We start from the raw sequence: 25,899 nt of genomic DNA on the forward strand, positions 1-25,899 counted from the left end.
AGGAAATTGACATGGATCACATCAAGCCTTCATTCCAGGATGTCCTGGAGTTTGTGCGAATGTTTCGCCGTAAAAACAAGTTGCAGCGTGAAATAGCCGATAACGAGAAAAAAATCCGCGATAATCAGAAGCGTGTCCTGCTGCTGGACAATCTGAGCGACTATCTCAAGCCGGGCATGACCATCGAGGAAGTGCAGGCCATCATCGCCAGCATGCGCACCGACTATGAGGATCGCGTGGATGATTACATCATCAAAAACGCCGAGCTGTCGAAAGAGCGTCGCGAACTGTCCAAAAAATTAAAAGCCATCGGCGAAGTCAAGGCTATGGCCGCAGGCGCCCCTGAGGCGGGTAAACACATCTGATCGTTCTGATGCCGGTCCACCAGTGGCAACCTGAATCGCCGCCGGCGGACCGGCTTTTTTTACCGCCGGCAATAAAAAATTGAAATAACGTATTCATTCAATAAAAAATAATAATCCTCGTTCAATAAATAAAATTCCTAAGAATAAAAAATATAATGATAACATACGCTCAATTTTATGATTGTCGCTGAGGAAATGCGCCGCTTCACCATTGCAAGGTTCCCCTAGCCTGAATAATATTGTAGATTAACGGGATAATAGTATAACAGATTAAACATAATCATATATACAATGGTTATGGTGTGTATGATTGACCTTGTTTTATTATAAAGGCCGTATGCTTAATGATAGTTACTTAATGATGGTTACTTAATGATAGTTAATTATGATCCATTAACAGTGGCGAGCTATTTACCAGCAAAGGATGGAAGAAGCATCTCCCGCAATCAGAGCCTGTTTCTGACGGAAAGGGAGCCGACAACGGCATACGCAAAACGCAGGTAAGTTATTTCATGACTATCAGGAAATATCAAATCGGTATTATTATTCGCCCGATTTTATTATTATTTACAATAATAATATTATTTCAATCCATGGAGAATGCCAGGAAATCAGCACCGCTGATCCAACCCGTTTTACCTGTTTATTACCAAGGGCCATGGTCCCCGGCGGCGCAGACGGCAAATCCGTTTTGCCCGGTCCCGGATTGCGCCACGAGCGGTTTAGCCGTGCAATGTCCCTGTGCGTATCATCAGCACGCTTTTGGCGCCGGCAATATCAGGGCGGTAAACAAGGATAAACTGTGCCAACGTCAGGAGCCGGGCGATCGCAGCGTTTACCGCTTTATCAAGAGCGATATAAAACAACGGGTAAAGCGGGCAATCAGGCGCTTGCTGCGCCTGGGCCAAAAATAAACGCCGCGCCCAAAGCCGCGTTGCAAGGCAAGCGCACGGGGCGCGCCCGCCATCGCCAGGTTTTAGGCCGGCGTGTGGCAGGGCGCGCCCCGTCAATGGTGCACCACCGCCAGCCGCTGGATATTCTTTTTGATCGCCGCCGCCGAATCATCAAACTGACGCTGCTCCACTTCATTTAAATCCAGCTCGATAATCTGCGCCACGCCGCGCTGCGCCAATACCGCCGGTACGCCGATCGCCAGGCCCTGCTTGCCATATTCGCCGTCGAGCACGCAGGAAACCGTCAGGGCGCGATGGCTGCTGGTGAATACGTTGCGGCAAATTTCGGTAATGGTGCCGGCGACGCCATATTCGGTGCAGCCCTTTTGGGCATAGATTTCAAAACCCAACTGACGCGTCCGCGCGCCGAGCGCCGGGAAATCCAGCTCATGACCGGTTTTCAACCGGCTGTATTCATTAAGCGGCATGCCGTATACCGAGCAGTGCGACCACACCGGGAATTGCGTATCGCCATGCTCGCCAAGGATAAAGGCGTCCACGCTTTGCGCGGCGATATCCAGCTGTTCCGCCAGGATGCGCCGTAAACGCGTGGTGTCCAGCCAAACGCCGGTGCCCAGCACCTGGTGCCGCGGCAAGCCGGACAGCTTCCACACCTGATAGGTAATGATATCGCACGGGTTGGTGGCGATGAGGAAAATTCCCTTAAAACCGTTGCGCATCATCTCCGGCACGATATTGCCGACGATGCGCGCGGTGCCGTCCAGCTCGTCCAGCCGCGTTTGCCCCGGTTTCAGACCGCCGCCGGACACGGTAATCACCGCGATATCGACATCCGCGCAGTCGGTTGCCGGCCGGGTGCTGATAACGATACGGCTGGGCATATACGCCGCCGCATCCGCCAGATCCTTGCGATGGCCCTCAACCAGCTGTTGGTTTAAATCCACCAGGATGATCTCCTCGCAAAACTGCTGGTTGAGCAGGGCATACGCGGCGGAAGAGCCGACATTGCCCGCGCCGATGATCATCACCTTACGTGGTTTCATGCATTTTACCTCGAGAAAAAGGGTTACGTGACCCGGCACACGCCGTCGATGCCGCCGCAGTTTAACAATTTTAAATGAATTATGGCCTGATTAACAAAATGGTATTCTTATACGCGACCCTGTTTTCCTCATCCAGACCTATTGAGCGACGTTATGGCTAAATTTGAATACGGCACCAAAGAGCTGTCCTGGCTGGCAAAAAGGGATAAACGCATGGCGCAGGCCATCGAGCGCATCGGGATGATTGAGCGGCCCCTGATGCCGGACCTGTTCGCGGCCCTGGTCAGGAATATTGTCGACCAGCAGATTTCCACCAAGGCCGGCCTGACGGTAAACGCCCGCCTGGCGCTGCTGGCGGGCGCCATTACCCCCGCCGCCATGGAAAGCCTGACCGCGGAACAAATCCAGTCCTGCGGCATGACCATGAAAAAAGCGCTCTATATCAAGGGCGCCGCCACCGCCGCCATGAGCGGCGAGCTGGATCTGGCGGCGCTGCCGTCCCGCCCGGACCCGGAAGTGATCGCCACCCTGTCGCGCCTGCCGGGCATCGGGGTCTGGACGGCGGAAATGCTGATGATTTTTGCGCTCGGCAGGCCCGATATCCTGAGCTGGGGCGATCTGGCCATTCGTCGCGGCATGATGAATCTGTACCGCCATAAGGAACTGCCCCGCGAGCGCTTCGAACGCTATCGCCGCCGCTATTCGCCATACGGCACCACCGCATCGCTGTATCTGTGGGCCTGTTCGGCGCCCGGGTTCAGCATACACGCCCCAATTATCCCTGGCGATGCGCGCAGAGCCGAACCGGCAACGGCGGCGAAATAATGCCCTGGCGGGCCGAATCACGGCAAAAAAATACCCCGCGGGCGGGCGCCGGCGGGGCAGAGAGGGAAGACGATAATCAGGCGCTGAGCCAGCCCAGCTTAATCACAAACAGAATCGACAGCACGATCAGCGCCGCGTTCAGGTCGCGGGTGCGTCCGGCCAGCAGTTTTACCACCGTCCAGGTGATAAAGCCGAAGGCGATGCCGTTGGCGATAGAGTAGGTCAGAGGCATGGTCAGCGCGGTGACGGTGACGGGCGCCGCGACGGTGATGTCCTTCCAGTCGATTTCCGCCAGGCCCGAGGTCATCAGCACCGCGATAAACAGCAGGGCGGGCGCGGTGGCGAATGCCGGCACGCTGGAGGCCAGCGGCGCGAAGAACAGGCTGAGCAGAAACAGGATGCCCACCACGATCGCGGTCAGGCCGGTACGGCCGCCGGCGCTGACGCCCGCTGCCGACTCGATATAACTGGTGGTGGTGGAGGTGCCGAGCAGCGAACCGAACAGCGCGGCGGCGCTGTCGGCGATGAGCGCTTTGCCCATGCGCGGGATATTGCCCGCCTCGTCGGTCAGGCCGGCGCGTTTGGTTACGCCTATCAGGGTGCCGGAGTTATCGAACACGTCCACGAACAGGAACGCGAACACCACGCTTACCAGGGAAATATTCAGCGCGCCGCGAATATCAAGCTGCAAAAAGGTCGGCGCAATGGACGGCGGCATGGAGATCACGCCGAAAAATTGGCTGTAACCCATGGCGATGGACAGGAACGTCACCGCCAGGATGCCGATCAGTACCGCGCCGGGCACCCGGCGGGCTTCCAGCACCACAATCAGCACGAATCCCAACATGGCGAACAGCGGACCCGCTTTGCCTAAATCGCCCAGGCCCACCAGGGTGGCCGGATTGGCGACCACGATGCCGGCGCCTTCAAGGGCGATAATGGCCAGGAATAACCCAATCCCGGCGGCAATGCCCGAGCGCAGCGGCAACGGAATGCTGGTGATGATCCACTCGCGGATCTTGAAAATCGACAGCGCGAAGAAAATCAGCGCCGATAAAAACACCGCTCCCAGCGCAATCTGCCAGGTATAACCCATATGTAAAACCACGGTATAGGTAAAGAACGCGTTTAGCCCCATGCCCGGCGCCAGCGCGATCGGGTAGTTGGCGATAAAGCCCATCAGCGCCGAACCGATGGCGGCGGCCAGACAGGTGGCGACAAACACCGAGCCTTTATCCATACCGGTGGCGCTCAGGATCGACGGGTTAACAAACAGAATATATGCCATTGCCAAAAAGGTGGTCAGCCCGGCCAGAATTTCGGTTCGTACGTTGGTACGATGGGCCTTTAATTGAAATAGTTTTTCTAACATGGGAGTTTTCTCATTGAAGTTGTCTGCACAGCCAAAGCAATCGCTATGCCACTATTGCAACCGCATGCCAAAGGCGGCAATGGGTGAAGCAGGCGCATTATATAGGTAATTCTAAATTTGCCGCAGCAAAAACGTAATCGGTTGCGCGGACGGCGGCACCATAAGCGTGCCGTCGCCTCACCATTAAGGTGCGTGGGCGCCTTTATGGTGCGCGGCGCGGCCGCTCCGGTGTGGCGCCAGGGTCGCGGCCACCCTCGGCAGACTTGCGTGACATCACATTTCCGCACGTCTTTTTGACCTCTCTCACGCTTCACGCATCAGAAATCAACCCTTTCTTGAACATTTTTTTCACATTATCTATACATAGCGGTGTAATTTATTTCTTTATTATGAAATAAATTACAGCGATTCCCGGGCTCGTGGTTCCGTTGTTGTTTCGCCGTCGCGGCTGAGCCAGGCCAACCCATCGTTTTCCGGGGAAATACCATGATAAAACACCTGCTTGCGTTGACCCTTTTTCTTGCCGCCCTGGTCGGCGGCGCCCAGGCTGCGGCCGACGACGGCCCCCAGTTTCGCTGCAAGCCGGGCGAAACCTATTATATGAATGTGATGGTCACCGGCGTGGAGTATTGGTTTCCGGTGTATGAGATGTTCAAACAGGCGGCGCACCAGCTGGGCTGTAAAACGGTGTATGGCGGCACGCCGGCGTATGACGTCAACCAGCAGTTGGCCAGCTTTGAACAGGTACTGGCGCAAAAACCGGCCGGCATTTTTTTGCATCCGATGAACCCCGATCCCTTTATCGAGCCGATTAACCGGGCGGCGGAGGCCGGCATCCCGGTGGTGACCTTTGCCGCCGATTCGCCCAACAGCAAACGCGTCGCGTATATTACCTCCGATAACTTTCGCGAAGGCCGCGCCGCCGCCGACCTGATGGGCAAAGCCATTAACGGCAAAGGGGAGTACGCGGTGCTGGAAAATCCCGGCCAGGACAATCACGACCGGCGGGTCAGCGCCTTTATCGACGAAATGAAAACCCATTACCCGGATATCAAACTGGTGGGCCGCGCGGCGACCAATCAGGATCCATCGAAAGCCTACAACGCCGTACTGTCTATCCTGCAGGCGCATCCCAACCTGTCGGTGCTGTTTATGCCGGAAGCCAGTTCCGCCATCGGCGCCGCCCAGGCGGTGGTGGAAAACGGCGGTAAGGTTAAGGTGATAACGGTGGACGTGAACGCCAAGGTGCTGGATATGATCAAGGCGGGCCAGGTGTTCGCCGCCATCGATCCCAACCAGGGGGTGCAGGGCTATATGGGATTTATGACGCTGTTCCTGGCGGCGCATCCTGACCTGATCGATCCGATGAATGATGCCAAACGCACCGGCGCCAACCCCTTTTCCTTCCCCTTGCTGGATAACGGCTATGCCGTGGTCACCAAAGATAACGCCGATGATTTCCGCTGGGACGGCTATTTGAAACGCCGGGGCACCAAAGGAATTAATGAGTAGGGTACCCGCCACGCCGGCGCGTGGCGCGCCGGTTGTCTGCGACGCGTTCACGCGCGGGAAGTTCGCCATGTCATTACATTTAACCCTGAGGGAGAGGCCATGTCAGCACCCCTAGCTTTACGGCTTAGCGGCATCAGCAAATCCTTTGGCCCCGTCAAGGCATTGGATAACGTCGAGTTTGCCCTGGCGGCCGGGGAAATCCACGCCCTGGCGGGAGAAAACGGCGCGGGAAAATCCACCCTGATGAATATCATCGACGGCATCATCAAACCCGATGCCGGTCGCATCTGGGTGAATGAGCGGCCGGTTGCGATCCACTCTCCCGCCGACGCCCAGCGGCTGGGCATCGGTCTGGTTCACCAGGAAATCGCCCTGTGCCCTGATATTTCCATTTATGAAAATATTTATATGGCCCATATCAACGGGTCGGGAAAGTCCTGGATCAATCATGGCGCATTGCGCCGCCAGGCCCAGGCGGTGATGGACAGGCTGGCGCCGATCCCGGTAACCGCCCGTGTCGGTAGCCTGCCCTTATCGCAGCAGCAGCTGGTGGAAATCGCCAAGGCGCTGACGCTTGACTGCCGCATTCTGATTCTGGACGAACCGACCGCGGCGCTGACCGAGCCCGAGGCGCAGCGGCTGTTCGCCATCGTTCGCCAACTGCGCACGCAGGGCATGGCGGTGATTTACATCAGCCACCGCATGGCCGAAATCTTCTCGCTGTGCCAGCGGGTCACCATTATGCGCGACGGCCGGACTGTGGGCTGTGAAAACCTCGACGCGCTGACGCCGGACCAGGTGATTACCCGGCTGGTGGGGCGCGAACTGACCCGCCTGTACCCGCCCAAGCGCGCGGACTGCCGGCATCTGGCGCCGGTGCTGGCGGTCGAGGGGCTCTCCGACGATCGGCGGTTCTTTGATATTTCCTTCCAGCTGCGGCCAGGGGAAATCCTGGGCATCGGCGGCCTGATGGGGTCCGGGCGCACCGAAATCGCCCAGGCTATTTGCGCCATCGATGCCCTCAAGCGCGGCACGGTGTCGGTAAACGGCGGGGCGGTTCGGCTGCGCCATTATGCCGATGCCGTGCGCCTGGGCATGGCTTATCTGTCGGAAGACCGCAAGGCGGCGGGATTGTTTGTCGATATGCCTATCGATTGGAATATTTCATCGCTGGATATCGCCGCCGTCTGCGGCCGCTATGGCCTGCTCAGCCGGGACGCCGAACGGCGGCAGGCAGAGAGGCTGGGGCGGGAGGTGTGGCTGAAAAAAGGCCGGCCCGGCGATCCGGTGTCCTCGCTTTCAGGCGGCAACCAGCAAAAGGTGGCGCTGGCCAAAGTGCTGTCGGTCAAGCCCGCCATTCTGTTTCTCGATGAACCGACGCGCGGGGTGGATATCAGCGCCAAGGCGGAAATTTACCAGATTTTGCATCTGCTGGCGGAAAGCGGGGTGGCGCTGGTGGTGATTTCATCCGAACTGCCGGAATTAATCGGGCTGTGCGATCGGGTGCTGGTGGTGCATGAGGGCCGTATCGGCGGCGAGGTCGCGGGCAATATGCTGACGGAAGAGAATATCATGCGTCTCGCCGCCGGCGCGGCGGCTTAACGACAGGGTAGCGCAGTAACGTAAGAGGTAACGCCATGACCATTAACACGTTTTTATTATCGGCAAAAGGCGTCAAAGCGCCCCTGCGCTGGTTCGGCGCGGTTTTCCGGCAGCGGGAAGTGGGCCTGACGGTAATCATCATGCTGATTTTCATGATTATGAGCTTCACGTCGCCCTATTTTCTGACCTGGGCCAATATGAAGGCGATGCTGCTGTCGTTTTCCATCGAGGGTATCGTGGTGGTGGGCATGACCATCCTGCTGATTGTCGGCGGCATCGATTTGTCCGTGGGGTCGGTGGTTTGCCTGTCGATGGTGGTGGCGGGGCAGTTGTTCCTGTCGGGGCTGGACCCCTGGACGGCAAGCCTGGCCGGCATCGCCGCGGCGGCGCTGGTGGGCCTGCTGATGGGACTGACCGTCACGCGGATCGGGCTGAGCCATTTTATCGCCTCGCTGGCTGCCATGGTTATCGTGCGCGGGCTGTGCATGATTATCACCCAGGGCACGCCGCTGTCGCTGTTTACCCTGCCCGCCACGTTTAAGTTTGTCGGCCAGGGCACGGTATCGGGCGTTCCGTTTGTGATTATCCTGTTCTTTATCCTGGTGGTGGCGTTCGATTTCCTGCTGCGCAAGGCCGCGGCGTTCCGCAAGGTGTTTTATACCGGCAGCAATGAGCGGGCCGCGGCGTATTCCGGTATCCGCGTGAATAAAATCAAGCTGCTGGTGACGGTGCTGACCTCCACCCTGGCGGGTCTTGCCGGCATTATCTATATGGCGCGCCTGGGTTCCGCGACCCCGACCTTTGGCGTGGGCATGGAGCTGAACGTGATAGCAGCGGCGGTGATCGGCGGCGCCAGCCTGAAGGGCGGCACCGGCTCTATCCTCGGCGCGGTGTTGGGCGTGGCCCTGCTGTCCATCGTCACCAGTTCGTTAATCCTGATCAATGTCTCGGTTTACTGGCAGGATTTGATTAAAGGCCTGATATTGCTGGCGGCGGTGTCAATGGATCATATTATGAATAAATACCGCAGCGCCTGATCGTTTCTCTACTTCGCGATTCCGGGAGTGATGTTAATGGATAATTTTATCGAGCCGCCGTCGTTTACCCTGACGCGCCAGATCTACCGGGTACTGGTGATGTATTACCTGGACGGTAAAAAGCAGTCGGAGATAGCGGAACACACCCATTTATCGGTGGCCACCGTTAACCGGATGATCCGCCAGGGCAGGGACACAGGCATGGTGGAGATTACCATCCGCTCGCCGTTTCTTTCCGCCCATCAGCTGGAGCGGGATCTGGCGCGCATCGGCGGGTTGCAGGATGTGGTGGTGGCGCCCAACGTGACAGGCGGCGACGACGCCGATTTGCACGTGGTGGGCGCGGCGGCGGCGGATTTCCTGCTCAGCCGCGTCAAGGACGGCGATACCATTGCCCTCACCGGCGGCAAGGGCGTCAGCGCCATGGTGGACGCCCTGTCCACGCCGCGCCGGTTTCGCGTCGACGTGGTGCCCGCCCTGGGCTGCGTGCAGGGCAAACACTATACCGACGTCAACCATGTGGCGTCCGAACTGGCGGCCAAACTTGGCGGCAAGGCGTATCAAATCCACGCGCCGCTCTTTGCCGATACGCCCGCGCAGCGGCAAATGCTGATGGAGGTCAGCCAGGTGCATCAGGTGTTGCAGCAGGCGCGCGAAGCCGATATCGCCATCGTCGGCCTGGGATCGATCCATGCCTCCAGCTCCAGTTATTATGATTTAAACCCATCGGTGCGGCATGCTCAAGCCAGCGTCGAGACCAGCGGGGCGCGCAGCGAGGTGCTGGCGCATCTGCTGGACGCGCAGGGACAGCCCGCCTGTTTTGCCGATAACCAGCGGCTGGTGAGCCTGACCCTGGAAGAACTGCGGCATATTCCCTTTTCGTTTGCCGTGGCGGCGGGCAGCGATAAAATCGAACCGGCCAGCAGCGTGCTGCGCGGACGCTATCTCAAGGGCATCGTCACCGATGAATCCACCGCCGCGGGCATTATCGAACTGTCGTCGCCGGATCCTCAACAGGAGGCAGCATGTTAAACAGCACGAATTCCACGGAAGACCCGCAGGCGGCGACCCTGTCCGACCGCGCCGGGCGCCTGGCCGAGCTGCGCCGCCGCCGCGCGACGCCGGTGCTGATCGTCGGCGGCGGCATTAACGGCATCAGTACCTTCCGCGAACTGGCGCTGCAGGGCATTCCCGCCATTCTGGTGGAGCAGGGGGACTGGTGCCAGGCGGCCAGCGGAGCGCTGTCGCGCATGATCCACGGTGGGCTGCGTTATCTTGAGACCGGTGAGTTTGCCCTGGTCAAGGAATCGGTGGTCGAGCGCGACCGGCTGCTGAAAAACGCCCCGCACTATGTAATGCCGCTGCGCACCACTGTGCCCATTGATTCCTACTGTTCCGGATTGGTGAACGCCGGCAAGCGCTTTGTCGGCCTGACCGAGCGGCCGTCGCGCCGGGGGGCCATGGTGATCAAGGCCGGCCTTTCGCTCTACGATCTGTATACGCGCGCGCAGGGCGCCATGCCACGCCATCGGCTGACGGGCGGCGGCGAAACCCGTCGCCAATGGCCGGAATTCAACGATTGGGTCAAATGCAGCGCCACCTATTATGACGCCTGGATCAACTATCCGGAGCGGCTGGGGATCGAACTTATCGAGGACAGCGAACGGGCCAATCCGCAGGCGCTGGCGATCAATTATCTTAGCCTGGCGGGCATGGACGACGGCGTGGTGACCCTGCGCGACGGCCAGAGCGGCGAAACCTTTACCCTGGCGCCGGAACTGGTGATCAACGCCACCGGCGCCTGGATTGACCGGCTTAACGGGGTGCTGAGCCCCGCGGCCGCGGCGCCGCGGCTTATCGGCGGCACCAAGGGGTCGCATCTTATCGTGCGCAACGCCCGGCTGCTGGCGGCGTTAAACGGCGGCATGGTGTATTACGAAAACCAGGAGGGGCGGGTATGCATTCTGTTTCCCTACTTCGGCAATGTGCTGGTCGGGTCTACGGATATCCGCACCGACGATCCGGACGACGTGATTTGCGCGGAGGATGAAAAGCGCTATATCCTCGACTCGCTGCGCTTTGTCTTTCCGCGTATCGCCATCGCCGACGAGGAGATCCTGTATACCTTTTGCGGCATCCGTCCCCTGCCGGTGAGCGATACCACCGTGAACGGCCGCATTTCCCGCAATCACTCGCTTAAGGTCATTCCCCCTGCGCCCGGGCGGCCGTTTACCACCCTGTGCCTGGTGGGCGGGAAGTGGACCACTTTCCGCGCCTTCGGCGCCCAGGCGGCGGATCTGGCGCTGCGCCACCTGGGCGAGCGGCGCCGGGTGACGACGGAAGACCTGGCCATCGGCGGCGGCCGGGATTTACCCGGCCAGGCGGAGCGACCGGCCTGGATCGGGGAACTGGCGGCGCATTATCATAGCGATGCGGCGCGGGTGGCCCAATGGGTATCCCGTTACGGCGGCCGCGTGACCGCGCTGCTGGATTTCGTCACCCGAACGCCCGATCGCCCGCTGCGCCATCATCCCGGCTATACGGTCAATGAGCTGCGCTTCCTGATCGCCCGCGAGCAGGTGGTGAGGCCGGAAGATGTGCTGGTGCGCCGCACCGCCATGGCCATCGCCGGCGAACTGACTCCTGAGCTTGTCGCCGAAGTCACGGAAATCGTGGCGCAGGCGCTGGGCTTAAGCGACGATGAACGGCGCGCCAGCCTTGCCGCCGCCCTGGAGAGCCTTGCCGGGCGTCACGGCCTGGCGCGGCTGGCAGCGCCCGCGCCGCAACCCATCCCCCATCCATCCGCCCAAGGAGCGCACGATGTCATTCAATCCTAAAGCCCGCATGAGCCGTCTGTTCCGCCAGGGGCGTTGCCTGGACGTGGCCATCGATCACGGTATCGCCAACGAGCCGGATTTCCTCGTCGGCCTGGAGGATATGCCCGCCGTGATGGCCAGCCTGGTCGCCGCCGGGCCGGACGCCATCCAGGTTAATTACGGCCAGGCCGATCTGCTGGCCGGGGTCGACCAGCCCGGCAAGCCGGCGCTGGTGATGCGCGCCGACGTGGGCAACGCCTATAACAGCGCGCGCCATCGCGAGATGTGGGCGGTGCTGCACAACCCGGAGGAGCCGATCCTGGCCGCGCTGCGACTGGACGCGGCGGCGGTGGTGGTTAACCTGTATATGATCCCCGACGAGCCGGGCATCTTCCGCCAGTGCGTGGAAAATATCGGCCGCCTGCGCCATGCGTGCGATAAATACGCCATGCCGCTGATGATAGAGCCGCTGGTGATGGCCCCGGCCGGGCAGGGCGCCGCCTACGCCTCGATTGGCGATGTGGAGAAAATCGTGCCCCTGGTGCGCCTGGCCCGGGAACTGGGGGCCGATATCGTCAAGGCCGATCCCACCGACCGGGTGGAGGATTTCCACCGCGTGGTGCAGGCCGCCCGCTGCCCGACGCTGGTTCGCGGCGGCGGCAAGGGCCGGCTGGAGACGGTGCTGGAAAAAACCGCCGGCCTGATGGCCCAGGGCGCCAGCGGCATGGTCTATGGCCGCAACGTGTACCAGCACAGTAATCCCGCCCAGGTGGTCAGGGCCCTGATGGCCATTATCCACCAGGGCGCCGACGGTCCCACCGCGTTTGAGATCTACCGGCGCGGCCAGGCCGGTTCCGGCGCTTAAGCCGTGCGCCATCGTACCCTTCTCTGTGGAGACGTTATATGGACGCATGTCTGTTAGGTATAGATGCCGGTAATACCATGATCAAAGCCGTGCTGTTCGACCTGCGCGGCCGGGTGCTGGCGGTGGCGGAGCGCGGCGGCGCCACACATCAACCCCGCCCCGGCTACGCCGAACGTCCGCTGGCGGATATCTACCAGGGCGCAACGCAGGCGATCCGCGATTGCCTGGCGCGCGCAGCCGTTGACCCGCGTAAGGTTATCGCCGTGGGCGCGGCGGGTCACGGCAACGGCCTGTATGCGCTCGATCAGGCAGGGGAGCCGCTTATCGGCATTCAGTCCATCGACAGCCGGGCCGCCGGCCTGGTGCGGGAACTGGAACAGGCGGGCCTTGCCGGGGCCATTTATCAATGCTGCCTGCAAAAGCCCTGGGCCGCGGCCACGCCGGTGCTGCTCAGCTGGCTGAAGCGCCATGCCCCGGATCTGTACCGGCGCATCGGCACGGTGCTGTTTGCCAAAGACGTGATCGGCCATTTCTTAAGCGGCGTCGCGTCGGGCGAGGTCTCGGACGCGGCGGGATCGGGCCTGCTCAATTACCGCACCCGCCAATATGATGCCGAACTGATGGCGCTTTATGATCTGGCCGATGCGCTGCCGCTGCTGCCGGCGCTGCGTGAATCCTGCGATATCAGGGGACATGTCACCGCGCGGGCGGCGCGGCTTACCGGCCTGCCGCGCGGCATCCCGGTGGTGGCGGGCATTTTCGACGTGGTGGCCAGCGCCATCGGCTCTGGGGTGGTGCATACCGGCGAGGCGTCCATAGTCGCCGGCACCTGGAGCATCAACCAGGTGGTCGTGGACGCGCCAAATTACCGGCGCCCGGTATTTATGAATTCCATTATTGAGCGGGACCGCTATATGGCCATCGAAGCCAGCGCCACCTCCGCCGCCAACCTGGACTGGTTTATCCGCGAGTTCGACGACGGCCGCGACGGCGGCGGCGCGGCGCGCTGCAGCGCCAGCGTCGCGGCGGTCAAGCCCAGCGTCCAGTTGCCGTTATACCATCCCTATCTCTACTCCGGGCGCAAGGACGGCCCGGCGAAAGCCGGTTTTTACGGCCTGAACGGCTGGCATACCCGCGCCGATATGCTGTTTGCGCTGTTTGAAGGCGTCACCTTCGCCCATCGCGCCCATATCGACCGGCTGCGCGCCGCGGGTATCCCCTTTACGCGGGCGACCCTCTCGGGCGGCGCGGCGCGCAGCTGCATCTGGCCGCAAATGTTCGCCAATGTGCTGGGCATCCCGATTCGGGTGGCGGACTGTAGCGAAACCGGCGCGCTGGGCGCAGCGATTTGCGCCGGGGTCGGGGTGGGAGTCTATGCCGATATGTCGGCGGGCGTGGCCCACGCGGTCACCCTTACCCCGACCGGCTACCTGCCGGACGAGGCTTTGCACGCTTTCCATTCCACCCGCTACCGGTTGTTTAAACGCCTGGAGCTGGCCATGGGCGATCTGTGGGACGAGGAAGCCGACGGGCGGGAAACGCCGTCCGCGGCCGCCACCGCCGCGCCATCCTGACGCGGACGCGTCCGGATCGGGCGGAGCTGTTTGTCGCCGGGGCGCGCTCAGGCCGGGAGCGCCGCCCGCTTTCCTGGCGGCGACACCGCGCGTCCGATCATATCGTCTCGTGAGCGCGGGGACACCGGCGGTAAACTTGTGCGCAGGCAGGGACAAATCTGCTAATCTTGGGGTACCGATTCATACGGGATGCCCATGCCATGTTTAATAATCTTGCAGTCTGCCAGGCGGTATTGAACGCGCTGCCTGACGCCACATTCCTGAAAGATGAACAGCAGCGGGTGGTGTTCCTGAATCGCAAAGCCTGCGAATTATTCGGTAAATCGCCGGGGGAGATGCTGGGGCATTCTCCGCTGGCCGGCCTTGACGATAAGCTGGTGGACATCATTACCGAGCGGGATCGTTACGTTCTGGAAACCGGTGAAGATGTGGAATACGAGCATCAGATGCTGAACCGGAACAATGGGCAGACGTCGATGATGGTGCGCTGCTCGCGCATTATCTTTCATGACGTGCCCTATGTGCTGGTCTCGCTCAATGATATTACCATCCTGCGCGAATCCGAGGCCCAGACCCGTTACCTGGCCTACCATGATATCCTGACCGGACTGCACAACCGCACCGCGCTTTATGAACAGCTCAACCAGGTGGTGGTGCCCGGGGTTGGCAAGCATGCCGGCGGCCTGCTGCTGCTGATGGATCTCGACGGTTTTAAAAATATTAACGATACCTACGGCCACCAGGCCGGGGACTTTGTGCTGTGCGAATTTGCCCGCCGGCTGCAGGGCGTGGCGCCGCAGGCAAGCCTGGTCGCCAGGATGGGTGGCGACGAGTTTTCCCTGCTCACCGATAACCCCCTCGCGAGCGCCCAGGCGGAAGAATTGTGCCGCCGGATCGTCAACCTGACGCAAACGCCGTTTACGCTGACCGGCGCGTCGCCTTTTGTCACGGTATCGGTGGGCGTGACGGTGATTACCGAGGCGGTTATCACCGCCGGCGAACTGCTGCGCAAGGCGGACGCCGCCCTGTATGAGGCGAAACGGCAGGGTAAAAACGTGCACTGTTTCTATTCCGAGTCGCTCGACGCCAGCCTGAGCAGCAAGCGGCGCATGGAAAAGGCGCTGGCCAACGCCCTGTCGTCGGGCCGGGATATTACCTGCGCCTACCAACCGCTGATTCGCGCCGCCGACAACCATATTATCGGCGTAGAGGCGCTGGCGCGGTGGCATGACGAGGAGCTGGGCGAAATTTCCCCGGTGCAGTTCGTGCCCCTGGCCGAGGAAACCGGGCTGATTATTCCCCTGGGCAAGTTTATTCTGCGCCAGGCGTGCCGCGAGATGCTGCGCTGGGGCGATTTATCGCTGTCGGTCAACGTGTCGCCTATTCAGCTGCGCGACGGCGGATTCGCCCGTATGGTGCTGGCGCTGCTGGCCGAGCTGCGTTTCCCGCCGGAACGCCTGGAGCTGGAACTTACCGAAACGGCCATCATGAATTCCGATGCCAACAGCAAACATCAACTGGTCCTGCTGCGCGAGGCGGGGGTGCGGATTTCCCTGGATGATTTCGGCACCGGTTATTCCAGCCTCAGCCTGCTGAAAGATATCGTCGTCGACAGCGTAAAAATCGATCGTTCCTTCGTGCAGTTCGTCACCCAGTTAAAGGACACCGCCGCCATCGTCACCGCCGTCTCCCACCTGGGGGTAAAACTGAACCTCGAGGTGATTGCCGAAGGGGTGGAGACGCCCGAGCAGCAGCAATTTCTGGTGGACGCCGGCTGTACCCAGCTGCAGGGGTTCTTATTTTCCAAACCGCTGTCGGAGGAAAAACTGGAGCAACTGCTTGGCGATATCTCCCGCAGCGGCCAATTGGACGGGGACAACGAGCGGGAAATCAAAGGCTAGGATGCGCCCTCGCCGAAATTGCCACAATACGCGAGTACCTGGGGCACGGCGCGCTTCACCCGCGTAATGACGGCGACCTGCATTTTATTCGCGCCAGGCGCGGTATTGGCCGGCGAAAACCAGGCTTATGGCCAGCTTTTGCCAGTTATCCGCCGCCATGCCCGCGCGGACGCAAACCCTCCGCCGGGAGAGAATAATTATTGGGCGGGCGGAAAAAAAACGGCCCGCAGCGATGCGGGCCGTCGATAATGCGATACCTGAATCAGAACTGATAAACCAGGCCCAGGGCCACAACGTCGCCGCTGTTGACGCCAAGGGAGTTATCATCGTCGATGCGGTTGATAATGTAATCAACATAGGTCGACATGTTCTTGTTGAAGTAATAGGTGGCGCCGACTTCGTAGTATTTAATCAAGTCAACGTCTCCGATGCCTTCAACGTCCTTAGCCTTGGACTGGGTATAGCCGATGGACGGACGCAGACCGAAGTCGAACTGATATTGCGCCACCAGCAGGAAATCCTGGGTTTTGTTGGCAAAGCCCACCACATCGACGCCGGCCGGGGTCGTGCCGTCGATATAGGTGGCGTTACGGGTTTCGCCATAAGTGGCGGCCAGATAAAGGTTGTTGGCGTCATATTTCAGTGAGGTCGCCCACTGTTCGGCACGGTCGCCCTGGCCAACGGTGGCCAGGTTCTGGCTATCGGTGCGATCCGAGGAAGAGTAAGCGCCGACAACGCCGACACCGATGGGCGAAATATACGAAATTGAACCGCCGTAGCCGTCGCCGTTCGAGCGGGCGATATCCGACCGATCGTTTTTACCCTGGTACTGCAGGGCAAAACCCAGGCCGTCGACCAGGCCGAAGAAATTGGTATTACGGTAGGTGGCAACACCCGTGGTACGGCCGACCATAAAGTTATCGGTGTAGGCGGTTTCACCACCGAACTCCGGCAGCATATCCGTCCAGCCCAGGGCATCGTATACCACGCCGTAATTACGGCCGTAGTCAAATGAACCGTAATCGGCAAATTTCAAGCCGGCAAAACCCAAACGGGTTTTGGTGCCGTCGGTGGCATCGTCGCCGCCTTCGGTTTTGTTAGCCTGGATGTTATATTCCCATTGGCCATAGCCGGTCAGCTGATCGTTGATTTGTGTCTCGCCTTTGAAGCCGAAACGCACATAAGACTGATCGCCGTCGGACGCGTAGCCATCATCATCAGCAAAGTAATGCAGACCGTCCACTTTGCCGTACAAATCCAGTTTATTGCCGTCTTTATTATACACCTCAGCCGCGCTGGCTACTCCCGACGCTAACAAAGCCGGGATCATCACTGCAAGGATGCTATATTTCATCGAAATGATACCTTATAAAGTATTTTTATTTAATACGGGCCTGTGCCCGCGCCACTGCCTGAACACTGGAGATAAGGATTTGTTGCCTTGGCCTTTTTCATCCCGTGGCCAAGGCGGAAGCGCATCGAGTAGACACAGGAAGCACCAATGGGAGAAGAAATATTAACGCTATTTATTTAAAAAGCGAAACGCAAAATATGAAATTTTGTGATCGGTGTTTAACTATTGTAATCAAAGACGTTGGTTTGCAATTAATATATAAAAGTTATATGACACTAAATGTCAAAAATAACACTTACGGCTAAAAATGACATTTTTATACAGGATGGTTTTTCAATATATTATTAAAAGTAACTATTTGTTATTATGTGGATAATAGCATCAAACGTTAAAAAAGGCACCAGAGGATAATTTTGGCACAATATGTTAAAAAGATTCCTAATAGTATGGCAATTGCCATTTAAGGTCAAAAATAGCATTTATAGTTCACGCGGAAGATTTAACACTGCTTATATCTCAGGCGAGAATTGTCATTTTATGTAAAGTCGCTGCATGTCGCGTCAAAAAAAGCATTAACTGTCATAACAGCATGATTAATGAATAAAATAATAGATAGAATCTTGGGATTAAACAGGGAATAATCGCTTTAGTTATTTCTCTTTTATCGGGGATTCTACCGCGATATAAAGATTTTGAGGCATAAGGTTTTTTATGAACCGATCCGGGATTATTGGCGATTTGCTGGCCTGGCTGGAAGAGCAGTTGGACAAACCCCTATCGCTGGACGACGTAGCCGCCAGGTCGGGTTATTCCAAATGGCATTTGCAGCGAAAATTCAAAGAGACGACGGGCCAGGTGCTCGGCGCGTATATCCGCGCCCGGCGCCTGTCCCATGCCGCCATGGCGCTGCGTCTCACCAGCCGGTCGCTGGCGGACATTGCGCTGCAATATCATTTTGAATCACAGCAAACCTTTACCCGCGCGTTTAAAAAGCAGTTCCAGCAAACGCCGGCCTTTTACCGGCGTTCGTTGCGCTGGGATTTTTTCGGCATCCAGCCGCCGATAGGCCGCGCCTCCTGCGCCTATGCCCCGGCTGAAATCGTTATGCTGCCGGCGCTGAGGCTGGAAGGCATTACCCGCAGCTACACCTGCACGCTGGAGCAGTTAAGCCGTCACCGTGCCGAGCTGCGCGCGCAGTTCTGGCGCACTTTCCTGGAAGAGGCGCAAAGCAGCCCGCCGGTGGTTTACGGCCTGTGCTACTCGCGTCCCGCCGTTGATAAGAACGGTGAAAACGAAGTGTTTTATACCACCGCCGCCGAACCGGCGTTTTTGCCGGTCAAAAGTGAGAATCTGCAGGAACTTTCATTGAACGCCGGCGATTATGCCTTGTTTACCTACCTGGGGCCGGCCGGGGGGCTGCAGGGATTTATTATGGATCTCTACAGTGTCTGCCTGCCGCTGATGCGCATGGTGCGGCGCGACGGCTATGATATCGAACGTTTCCACCGCTGGCCGTCATCCAGTAACGATGACGGCAGCGGCGAAATCCACTGTGATTACCTGATCCCCATTCTGCAGACTGCCGCCGCCGACGTCATGCCAGTACAGGGACCGGCGGCGTAACCGGATGTGCGTGTCTTACGGGCCGGCTAGAACTGATATACCAGGCCCAGCGCCACGACGTTGCCGCGGTTACGGCTTAGCTGGTTGTCCTCGTAAATACGGTTAATGATATAATCGACATAGGTCGACATGTTCTTGTTGAAGTAATAGGTGGCGCCGACTTCATAGTATTTAATCAAGTCAACATTGCCGATGCCTTCGACGTCCTTCGCTTTGGACTTGGTATAGCCGATGGACGGACGCAGACCGAAGTCGAACTGATATTGCGCCACCAGCAGGATATCCTGAGTCTGGTTGGCAAAACCCGTCACCCCGACGCCGGCCGGGGTTGTGCCGTTGATATAGGTGGCCCTGCGCGTTTCGCCATAGGTGGCGGCAAGATAGATATTATTGGCGTCATATTTCAGCGACGTCGCCCACTGTTCCGCGCGCTTGCCCTGGCCGTAGGGAGCAAGATTCTGGCTATTGGTGCGATCCGAGGAGGAGTAGGCGCCGACAATGCCGACACCGATGGGCGACATATACGAAATTGAACCGCCGTAGCCGTCGCCGTTCGCGCGGGCGATATCCGACCGATCGTTTTTACCCTGGTACTGCAGGGCAAAACCCAGGCCGTCGACCAGGCCGAAGAAATTGGTATTACGGTAGGTGGCAACACCCGTGGTACGGCCGACCATGAAGTTATCGGAGTAAGCGGTTTCGCCGCCGAACTCCGGCAGCATATCCGTCCAGCCCAGGGCATCGTACACCACGCCGTAATTACGGCCATAGTCAAATGAACCGTAATCGGCAAATTTCAAGCCGGCAAAACCCAAACGGGTTTTGGTGCCGTCGGTGGCATCATTGCCGCCCTCGGTTTTGTTAGCTTGTATATTATATTCCCATTGGCCAAAGCCGGTGACCTGATCATTGATTTGGGTTTCGCCTTTAAAACCGAAACGCACATAGGACTGATCGCCATCGGATGCATAGCCGTCATCACCAGCGAAATAATGCAGGCCGTCGACTTTACCGTACATATCCAGTTTATTGCCGTCTTTGTTAAATACTTCGGCCGCGCTTGCGGCCCCCGACGCGAGCAGGGCCGGGATCATCACTGCTAGTAGGGTATATTTCATCGGAGGGATACCTTATAAAATATTTTTATTTAATACGGACGTGAGCCCGCGCCACTGCCTGCATACCGGAGATAAGGGTGTGTTGCCCTGGCCTTTTTCATCCCGCGGCCAGGGCGGAAGCGCATCAAGCAGACACAGGAAGCACCATTGGGAGATAAAATAATAACGCCTTTTTTTTAATAAACGGAACGTTAAATATTAGGTTTTGTGATCTCGTCATAAATATTATAATTCACTGCTTTAAAGGAAATTAATAAAAAAAACTTAAGCGGCATTCAGCAAGGTATTGGATATTACGGCAATAATCAGATTTTTTCACTGAATAGGTGGTTACTGGTATCCATAGGGTAATCAATTGTAATTGCGCTATTAATGATATTAAAACTTTACGGCGGGCATGCCGATATAGGCTGCCTGGTCCGGGGGGGATAATTTTAACGCATTTATTCATGGGTATCTTAAGCCGAAACAAGCAATGAATTTTAAATAACAATTTTTTTTAATGAATATATTCTTGTGTTATCAAATCATGGGATGCAAAGCCGGCGGTAATCGGCCGGCGGTGACATTGTCAGCAACCGGGTGCGGGAATATATGCGCCTGGCCCAGAGGCGGGAAGGCGCCGCCCGCAACCGCCCGGCATGCGGCGATCGGTTGGGGCGGCCATCGGTAACCCCCCGATCCCCGGCGCGGCCGGGGAGGTCAGGCCAGAGCGCGGGCCAGCAGCGTTATCGGATGCTCGCAGGGCTTGCCGGTGGACATCTCGATTTGCCACTTGCAGGTTTCGCAGTCGGTCACCACCAGGTCGACGCCGCTGCGTTCGATCTGCTGGAACAACGGGGCGCCGATATCCTGCGCGGTGGCATAATTCTCCGATTTGAAACCGTAGGTGCCGGCGATGCCGCAGCACTGCGAGTCCAGCACCACCAGGTCGAGGCCGGGGATGCGCCTGAGCAGTTCCAGGGTATACAGCGCCCAGCCCATTTTTTCCATATGGCAGGGGGTGTGGTAGGCCACCCGCAGCCGCAGCGGCTTCAGGTCCAGCGTTTTGCCCGCCTCGAGCCGGCGGTAGATATAGCGGGTGGCCAGCTCGACACGCTCGCGCACCGCCGACGTATCCACGTCCAGCAGATGGGGATACTCCTCGCGCAGGGCATGGATGCAGCTGGACGAGGTGCCCACCACCGCCATGCCGTGCTCCAGCACCGCGTGTTCAAGCGAGGCGGCGTTGACCCGCGCCTGTTTTTGCGCCTGGGCGATAAAGCCGTTGGCGATAAGCGGCACGCCGCAGCATTTCTCGCGTTTTAACAACTGCACCCCGATATCCATGGCGTTCAGCACCCTGATCAAATCCTTGCCCAGCTGCGGGTGGTTGTAATTGACGAAACAGCCGTGGAAAAAAGCCACCCGTTCGGCATACTGCCGCTGGATATCGGCCTCCTGGCGGTACCAGCGGCGGAAGGTGCCGAATGAGTATGTCGGCAACTGGCGGCGATGGTCGATTTTTAACGTTTTATCCAGCAGCCGCCGCACCGGTTTCAGTCCGGTGGCCATATTCACCACCGGCGCCAGGGGGGTGGAAAGGGACCCCATGATGTCGGTATGGCTGAGGATGGCGTCGCGCAGGCTGGGTTTGCGCGCGCTGTAGCGGGCCTTGGCCCGCTGGATAATATCGCCGATGCGTACTTCGGACGGACAGGCCACCTCGCAGCGCTTGCAGTTGGAGCAATATTTCAGCGCGTCGTCGTACAGCGCCGGATCCTTCAGGCGCAGCCGTTCGCCGTCCGGCCCCGCCTGCTTCGGCCCGGGATACAGCGGATTGACCCGTGATACCGGGCAATAGGTGGTGCAAACGGTACATTTCAGGCAGCTCTCAAAGCTGTTATCAAAGGGCAGGCTCATGATTTTCCTCAAGCGTAACGGCGATCCTTCCCGCGGCGTGCAGCGCGCTTACCAAAGAAACCCCCGCGCCGCAGCCCTGGCTTAACGGATCATAGCCGCCAAGCACCGCGCCGACGGCATACAGGTTTTCCAGCGGTTCACCGCCAAGCAGCGCCCGCAGGCGGTCATCGGTTTTAACCCCGAACTGCAGATAGGGCTGGGGGGCGAAAAAATCGGCGCGGCTCCAGGTATCCCGCTCCCCGTCGCCAAACATGTCCAGACCAAACACCGGTTCATAGACCCGCTCATGGGTGGACGCCAGTCCATTGCTGAAAAAACTGCCGCTGGCCAGCACCACCTGGCGCGCGCGCACCGGGATATCGGCGTGGTTGCGGGTGGAAACGCTGATGATGCGCCGGCCCGCGAACCGCGCCTTCAATACCTTGTCGCCCGGCATAAAGACGCCGCCCAGCCGGTTAAGGCGCCGGCGCAGCGCCTGGAACAACCGGATGCCCAACAGCGAGGGCGGCAGGGTCGGCAGCAGGTAGATTGGCCGATTGACGAGGCCGCGCAGCCGTTCAAGCGGCTGCGGCGAGTCCAGTCCGATACAGGCCGGCAGAATAAGGCATTGCGCGTCCCCCGCCAGGCGTTCAAGCTCGGCGGCCAGGGCCGGGATATTCTCAGGCAAATCCAGTACCCTGGCGATATTAACCGCGCGAAATTCACTGGGATTGGCGCGCAGCCGGTCGAGCGCGGGCAGGCGCAGGCAGGCCACAACGGCATGGATGCCTTGCTCCGCCGCGAGGGAGGCGGCGGCGATGCTGGCCTCGAAATCCAGAAAACCCTCGATGTCTATCACCGCCACCCTTTGCCAGGGCAGGATGCCGTCCCAGGGCGTTACCGGCACCTCTTCGGGACTGAGCCAGCTTGCCTTGCGGGTGCCCAGCGGCGTAATGCGCTGATGGTTATGCTGCGCCCGGCCCGTCAGCGCAATGTCGCAACGGGCCAGCAGCGCCTGCGCGTCCGCGGCCCTGGCCATGACCTCGCGCGCGCCCAGCAGGCTATAGGGATGCTGCGGCGCCTGTTCCGCCAGCGCCGCCAGCGCGTCGGGGGGGGACGCCACCGGCGTGCCGTCCGGCAGGCGCGACAGCAGATCCAGCGAGCCGGAAGAGAAATACAGTGCGCTTTGCCCGGCGCTGACCACCGCCGTACGGTGGCCTTGTTCCGCCAGACTGACGGCGCAGCTAAGCCCGGCCAGGCCGCCGCCAATTACCACGGCATCAAATTCCATCATCGGCCTCCGTGTTCTTTTGGGCATCGTCCCGGGCGGCGTGACGGGCATCGCCGTCCAAACCGCACAGGCCACGATAGACCCAACTGGTAAATTCGCTTTCGCGCAGCGCGTCTCCCCAGGCCACCGGCCTGATGCCTTTCCAGCGCTCATTCAGGAACGCCGACAGTTGGCCGATGGACTGGCGCGGGGTGGCGACGTTAAAACGGGTTAACAGCCCGGCGGCGCGGCAGGCGCACAGCTCGCCCTGGCAGGTGCCCATGCCGACGCGCGTGCGGCGGCGCAGGTCGGTGAGGTTATTGACGTTCAGGGCCTCCACCGCGTAGCGGACTTCTCCCGCCGTGACCGCCTCGCATTCGCAGACCAGGCTGTTGGCCTGGCGGTCGCCCCACAGTACCTGGTTGGCGCGATCGCCGTGGCGATAAACGGCGGAGCCGGAGATGCTGGCGGACAGCGGTCCGGCGGCGCGCCCGGCCTCTTGCGCCGGTTTCCTGGATCCGGGCAGGGCGTGCTGCGCCGTGGTGCAGGGCACTGTTATGCCCAGCTTGGCGCAGACTGTATCCGTGGCCCATTCGGCCATCAGGCGATAGGTCATCAGCTTGCCGCCGGTAATGGTGATAAAACCCTCCAAGCCGTCGCGTTTGGCATGGTCCAGCAGGACAATGCCGCGGCTGACGTTGCGCCCGGAAGGATCGTCGTCGCTGGCCACCAGCGGCCGCACGCCGGCGTAGGCGCGCAGTACGCGCGTGTGCGCCAGGCGCGGCGCCAGCAGCGCGCCTTCGCGCAGCAACAGGTCAACCTCGTCGGGGGTGACCGTCAGCCGGTCGATATCGCCGTAATCGACGCGGGTGGAGGTGGTGCCGATGAGGGAAATGGTATCGCCCGGCACCAGGATATCGGCATCGGCCGGGGCGCGGCAGCGGTTAATGACCAGGTTGTTGATGCGGTGTCCGAGAATCAGCAGCGCGCCCTTGGCCGGGAACATGCGGATGCGCAGGTCGGCGTATTCGGCGATATGCTGTCCCCAGATCCCCGCGGCGTTGACGACCACCGGCGCGTAAATATCATGTGTCTGGCCGCAGGCATGGTCGAACGCGCGCACGCCGCGCACCCGATCGCCCTGGCGGATAAGCCCCGTGACGCTGTGGTAGGTTAAAAAACGCGCGCCATGCTCGCGCGCGTCGATCATATTGGCGGTGGTCAGGCGAAACGGATCGACGGTGCCGTCCGGCACCCGCACCGCGCCGATAAGCGCCGGATTGACCGCCGGTTCCTGCCTGAGGGCCAGCTGCGGATCGATGGCCTGCGCCTCGATGCCGGCATCCAGGCAGGCGGCGATAAATCGTTGCTGATACGCCAGCGAATCCTGCGGTAGGGTGATAAACAGGCCGTCGGTGGCCTCGACGCAGTGATGGGCGATACGTTTGAGGATGCGGTTTTCTTCGATGCATTCGCGGGCGGATTCGCTGTCTGTGACGGCGTAACGCGCGCCGCTGTGCAGCAGGCCGTGGTTGTGGCCGGTGGCGCCGGCGGCGATATCGTCGCGCTCGAGCAACAGGCACCGCAGCCCGCGCAGGGCGCAGTCGCGTGCGATCCCCGCCCCGGTGGCGCCGCCGCCGATGATAATGACGTCCGTCTCCTCATGGGAATAACGGTTGCTCATATTCTCTCCCATAGATTAATCCCCTAGTGAGCGGATGGTTATAGTAGGATTAACGCATAAAATGGACAGGATTTGTGTGATAAAGAACAATAACGAACAATAAACGAAAATAAAAAGCGCGATTACTTACTTTATTGGCTCGTTGGCTCGCGGCAATGTCGGCGGCCGTTTAGCGCGGACCGGAAGCAGGGACGCGGGGCAATGCGGCGGGGGTTTCGCTTGTGGCTGGCGGGGCAGTTTATGTGGCTACGGCGTGGGGTTCGTTTGTGGCTTATGGGGCGGTTTATGCTGCCGTGGCGTGGGTTTCGCGTGCCGTGCGTTAGGGTGCGCTAGGGCATATGTCGCCTCGGCGAAGGTTTCGCTTGCCGTACGTGAGGTGTTCATATGTAGTGCCGGGCGCCGGCAAACGACAAGGAGGCCGTACCGCGACGGCCTCCTTGACCTCCGCGCGTCCGGCAGATCGTGCGCCGCTGCGCGGTTCCCGGCATCACCCATCCCGGCTTTTGGACCGCACGGGACGCGCTCCCGGCGCGGCCCTTAGCTTTCGCCGCTCCCGGCGGCTCATCCAGCCGCGATGTGCGCCGCCGGCGCACTCTATGCCGGCACCAGGTCAACACCATCGCCTGTGAGTAAAATAGCGTTTTTGGGTTTCTTGCGGCATGCACTTACCGGGAAAGGTATCAGTATTCATTTTGCGCTAACGTTTACAGCCTGATGGCTGATGGCTGATGGTTGAAAGCGTAATGCTTACTGTTAAAACTTAAGCTTAAAGTTGAATGATGAATGATGATGGCCTTACTGCATGACTGCATGACTGCATGACTGCATGACTGCCTTACTGCATGACTGTATGACTATATGTCCAACTTTTCGTTGTGTCAGATACATTCCATACCCGGTGTATTTCATAACGGTCAATCGCATTCCGACGCCAGACCTTATCCAAAACAACAGCGCCGCTATTGCTACATAATATGCCGTGCGAACAGCGACATGTGGACCGGCATAAAGCGCGCTGACGGCGCCTGTGCCCCCGGCATGAGCCGCTGGGAGCGGCGAAAGGCCCGTTGCGCCGGGAGCACATAACGGGCCGGTGCATAACGGGGGAACTGGCGTCGGAAGGTATCGCGCAGCGACGCGCGA

Annotated in this window: 18 protein-coding genes and 1 pseudogene; 11 read left to right on the plus strand and 8 right to left on the minus strand. The window is 59.5% G+C overall.

All coding sequences use genetic code 11. The features are described from left to right. The first annotated feature begins 11 nt into the window (after positions 1–11). Entirely contained in the window at positions 12–365 is a 354-nt protein-coding gene (locus ACL2XN_RS00225) for a DUF496 family protein (RefSeq protein WP_410014400.1), read from the plus strand. A 722-nt stretch (positions 366–1,087) separates the two neighbouring features. Here the strand turns inward: ACL2XN_RS00225 and ACL2XN_RS00230 are convergent. Both ACL2XN_RS00230 and ACL2XN_RS00235 read right to left on the minus strand, forming a co-directional pair. Further along, positions 1,088–1,273 (minus strand): hypothetical protein, encoded by a 186-nt coding sequence (locus ACL2XN_RS00230; protein WP_410014401.1) that lies wholly within the window; start codon positions 1,271–1,273, stop codon positions 1,088–1,090. A 98-nt stretch (positions 1,274–1,371) separates the two neighbouring features. Further along, complete coding sequence (locus ACL2XN_RS00235) at positions 1,372–2,322, minus strand: L-lactate dehydrogenase (RefSeq protein ID WP_413729830.1); 951 nt, start codon at positions 2,320–2,322, stop codon at positions 1,372–1,374. Between the two features lie 153 nt (positions 2,323–2,475). Between ACL2XN_RS00235 and ACL2XN_RS00240 the strand changes: the two are divergent. Then, positions 2,476–3,069: pseudogene (locus ACL2XN_RS00240) on the plus strand (DNA-3-methyladenine glycosylase family protein); the annotation flags it as partial. Positions 3,070–3,223: 154 nt separating this feature from the next. Here ACL2XN_RS00240 and ACL2XN_RS00245 read toward each other — a convergent pair. Next, a complete protein-coding gene (locus ACL2XN_RS00245; protein ID WP_410014403.1) occupies positions 3,224–4,519 on the minus strand; it encodes an NCS2 family permease in 1,296 nt (431 codons plus the stop codon). A gap of 486 nt (positions 4,520–5,005) precedes the next feature. Between ACL2XN_RS00245 and ACL2XN_RS00250 the strand changes: the two genes are divergently transcribed. The 8 genes from ACL2XN_RS00250 (at position 5,006) to ACL2XN_RS00285 (ending at position 15,826) form a co-directional block, all read left to right on the plus strand. After that, positions 5,006–6,031, plus strand: a complete 1,026-nt coding sequence (locus tag ACL2XN_RS00250; RefSeq protein WP_410014404.1) for a substrate-binding domain-containing protein — start codon at positions 5,006–5,008, stop codon at positions 6,029–6,031. Positions 6,032–6,130: 99 nt separating this feature from the next. Further along, on the plus strand, positions 6,131–7,633 hold the full coding sequence (locus ACL2XN_RS00255; protein WP_410014405.1) for a sugar ABC transporter ATP-binding protein: 1,503 nt from the start codon (positions 6,131–6,133) through the stop codon (positions 7,631–7,633). A 35-nt stretch (positions 7,634–7,668) separates the two neighbouring features. Continuing rightward, positions 7,669–8,670, plus strand: a complete 1,002-nt coding sequence (locus ACL2XN_RS00260) for an ABC transporter permease (protein ID WP_413723219.1) — start codon at positions 7,669–7,671, stop codon at positions 8,668–8,670. Positions 8,671–8,706: 36 nt separating this feature from the next. Further along, positions 8,707–9,702 (plus strand): sugar-binding transcriptional regulator, encoded by a 996-nt coding sequence (locus ACL2XN_RS00265; RefSeq protein WP_413723218.1) that lies wholly within the window; start codon positions 8,707–8,709, stop codon positions 9,700–9,702. Next, a complete protein-coding gene (locus tag ACL2XN_RS00270; protein WP_413729831.1) occupies positions 9,696–11,507 on the plus strand; it encodes a glycerol-3-phosphate dehydrogenase/oxidase in 1,812 nt (603 codons plus the stop codon). Before ACL2XN_RS00265 ends, ACL2XN_RS00270 begins: the two co-directional genes overlap by 7 nt. Continuing rightward, positions 11,491–12,351: a class I fructose-bisphosphate aldolase gene (locus tag ACL2XN_RS00275; protein ID WP_410014409.1), complete on the plus strand. Its 861-nt coding sequence runs from the start codon at positions 11,491–11,493 to the stop codon at positions 12,349–12,351. The genes ACL2XN_RS00270 and ACL2XN_RS00275 overlap by 17 nt, the downstream gene beginning before the upstream one ends. 38 nt (positions 12,352–12,389) lie before the next feature. Continuing rightward, positions 12,390–13,925 (plus strand): FGGY-family carbohydrate kinase, encoded by a 1,536-nt coding sequence (locus tag ACL2XN_RS00280; RefSeq protein ID WP_410014410.1) that lies wholly within the window; start codon positions 12,390–12,392, stop codon positions 13,923–13,925. Positions 13,926–14,125: 200 nt separating this feature from the next. Continuing rightward, on the plus strand, positions 14,126–15,826 hold the full coding sequence (locus ACL2XN_RS00285; RefSeq protein WP_413729832.1) for an EAL domain-containing protein: 1,701 nt from the start codon (positions 14,126–14,128) through the stop codon (positions 15,824–15,826). 262 nt (positions 15,827–16,088) lie between these two features. Here the strand turns inward: ACL2XN_RS00285 and ompF (ACL2XN_RS00290) are convergent, their stop codons facing one another. Beyond that, a complete protein-coding gene (gene ompF / locus ACL2XN_RS00290; RefSeq protein WP_410014412.1) occupies positions 16,089–17,180 on the minus strand; it encodes a porin OmpF in 1,092 nt (363 codons plus the stop codon). A gap of 711 nt (positions 17,181–17,891) precedes the next feature. On the opposite strand from ompF (ACL2XN_RS00290), the gene robA reads away from it, so the two are divergent. Beyond that, positions 17,892–18,803 carry an MDR efflux pump AcrAB transcriptional activator RobA gene (gene robA, locus ACL2XN_RS00295; protein WP_413729833.1) on the plus strand — a complete coding sequence of 304 codons (912 nt, stop codon included), beginning with the start codon at positions 17,892–17,894 and terminating at the stop codon, positions 18,801–18,803. Between the two features lie 26 nt (positions 18,804–18,829). Here robA and ompF (ACL2XN_RS00300) read toward each other — a convergent pair whose 3' ends face one another. The 4 genes from ompF (ACL2XN_RS00300) to glpA form a co-directional block, all read right to left on the minus strand. Continuing rightward, positions 18,830–19,921: a porin OmpF gene (ompF, locus tag ACL2XN_RS00300; protein WP_410014414.1), complete on the minus strand. Its 1,092-nt coding sequence runs from the start codon at positions 19,919–19,921 to the stop codon at positions 18,830–18,832. Positions 19,922–20,623: 702 nt separating this feature from the next. Then, on the minus strand, positions 20,624–21,823 hold the full coding sequence (gene glpC / locus ACL2XN_RS00305; protein WP_410014415.1) for an anaerobic glycerol-3-phosphate dehydrogenase subunit GlpC: 1,200 nt from the start codon (positions 21,821–21,823) through the stop codon (positions 20,624–20,626). After that, positions 21,807–23,093, minus strand: a complete 1,287-nt coding sequence (gene glpB, locus ACL2XN_RS00310) for a glycerol-3-phosphate dehydrogenase subunit GlpB (protein ID WP_410016776.1) — start codon at positions 23,091–23,093, stop codon at positions 21,807–21,809. The genes glpC and glpB overlap by 17 nt, the downstream gene beginning before the upstream one ends. Beyond that, positions 23,083–24,756, minus strand: a complete 1,674-nt coding sequence (gene glpA, locus ACL2XN_RS00315) for an anaerobic glycerol-3-phosphate dehydrogenase subunit A (protein WP_413729835.1) — start codon at positions 24,754–24,756, stop codon at positions 23,083–23,085. The genes glpB and glpA overlap by 11 nt, the downstream gene beginning before the upstream one ends. Between the last annotated feature and the right edge of the window lie 1,143 nt (positions 24,757–25,899).

Source organism: Sodalis sp. RH22, assembly GCF_047324165.1.
GTDB lineage: Bacteria > Pseudomonadota > Gammaproteobacteria > Enterobacterales > Enterobacteriaceae > Acerihabitans.

What these genes read in the sequence shown, in the direction of transcription:
- ACL2XN_RS00280 (WP_410014410.1), top strand. Translation starts at nt 12,390, where the DNA reads ATGGACGCATGTCTGTTAGGTATAGATGCCGGTAATACCATGATCAAA.
- glpC (WP_410014415.1), bottom strand. Translation starts at nt 21,823, where the DNA reads ATGAGCCTGCCCTTTGATAACAGCTTTGAGAGCTGCCTGAAATGTACC.
- ompF (WP_410014414.1), bottom strand. Translation starts at nt 19,921, where the DNA reads ATGAAATATACCCTACTAGCAGTGATGATCCCGGCCCTGCTCGCGTCG.
- ompF (WP_410014412.1), bottom strand. Translation starts at nt 17,180, where the DNA reads ATGAAATATAGCATCCTTGCAGTGATGATCCCGGCTTTGTTAGCGTCG.
- ACL2XN_RS00255 (WP_410014405.1), top strand. Translation starts at nt 6,131, where the DNA reads ATGTCAGCACCCCTAGCTTTACGGCTTAGCGGCATCAGCAAATCCTTT.
- ACL2XN_RS00250 (WP_410014404.1), top strand. Translation starts at nt 5,006, where the DNA reads ATGATAAAACACCTGCTTGCGTTGACCCTTTTTCTTGCCGCCCTGGTC.
- glpA (WP_413729835.1), bottom strand. Translation starts at nt 24,756, where the DNA reads ATGAGCAACCGTTATTCCCATGAGGAGACGGACGTCATTATCATCGGC.
- ACL2XN_RS00285 (WP_413729832.1), top strand. Translation starts at nt 14,126, where the DNA reads ATGTTTAATAATCTTGCAGTCTGCCAGGCGGTATTGAACGCGCTGCCT.
- ACL2XN_RS00225 (WP_410014400.1), top strand. Translation starts at nt 12, where the DNA reads ATGGATCACATCAAGCCTTCATTCCAGGATGTCCTGGAGTTTGTGCGA.
- robA (WP_413729833.1), top strand. Translation starts at nt 17,892, where the DNA reads ATGAACCGATCCGGGATTATTGGCGATTTGCTGGCCTGGCTGGAAGAG.
- ACL2XN_RS00275 (WP_410014409.1), top strand. Translation starts at nt 11,491, where the DNA reads ATGTCATTCAATCCTAAAGCCCGCATGAGCCGTCTGTTCCGCCAGGGG.
- ACL2XN_RS00245 (WP_410014403.1), bottom strand. Translation starts at nt 4,519, where the DNA reads ATGTTAGAAAAACTATTTCAATTAAAGGCCCATCGTACCAACGTACGA.
- ACL2XN_RS00235 (WP_413729830.1), bottom strand. Translation starts at nt 2,322, where the DNA reads ATGAAACCACGTAAGGTGATGATCATCGGCGCGGGCAATGTCGGCTCT.
- ACL2XN_RS00265 (WP_413723218.1), top strand. Translation starts at nt 8,707, where the DNA reads ATGGATAATTTTATCGAGCCGCCGTCGTTTACCCTGACGCGCCAGATC.
- glpB (WP_410016776.1), bottom strand. Translation starts at nt 23,093, where the DNA reads ATGGAATTTGATGCCGTGGTAATTGGCGGCGGCCTGGCCGGGCTTAGC.
- ACL2XN_RS00270 (WP_413729831.1), top strand. Translation starts at nt 9,696, where the DNA reads ATGTTAAACAGCACGAATTCCACGGAAGACCCGCAGGCGGCGACCCTG.
- ACL2XN_RS00260 (WP_413723219.1), top strand. Translation starts at nt 7,669, where the DNA reads ATGACCATTAACACGTTTTTATTATCGGCAAAAGGCGTCAAAGCGCCC.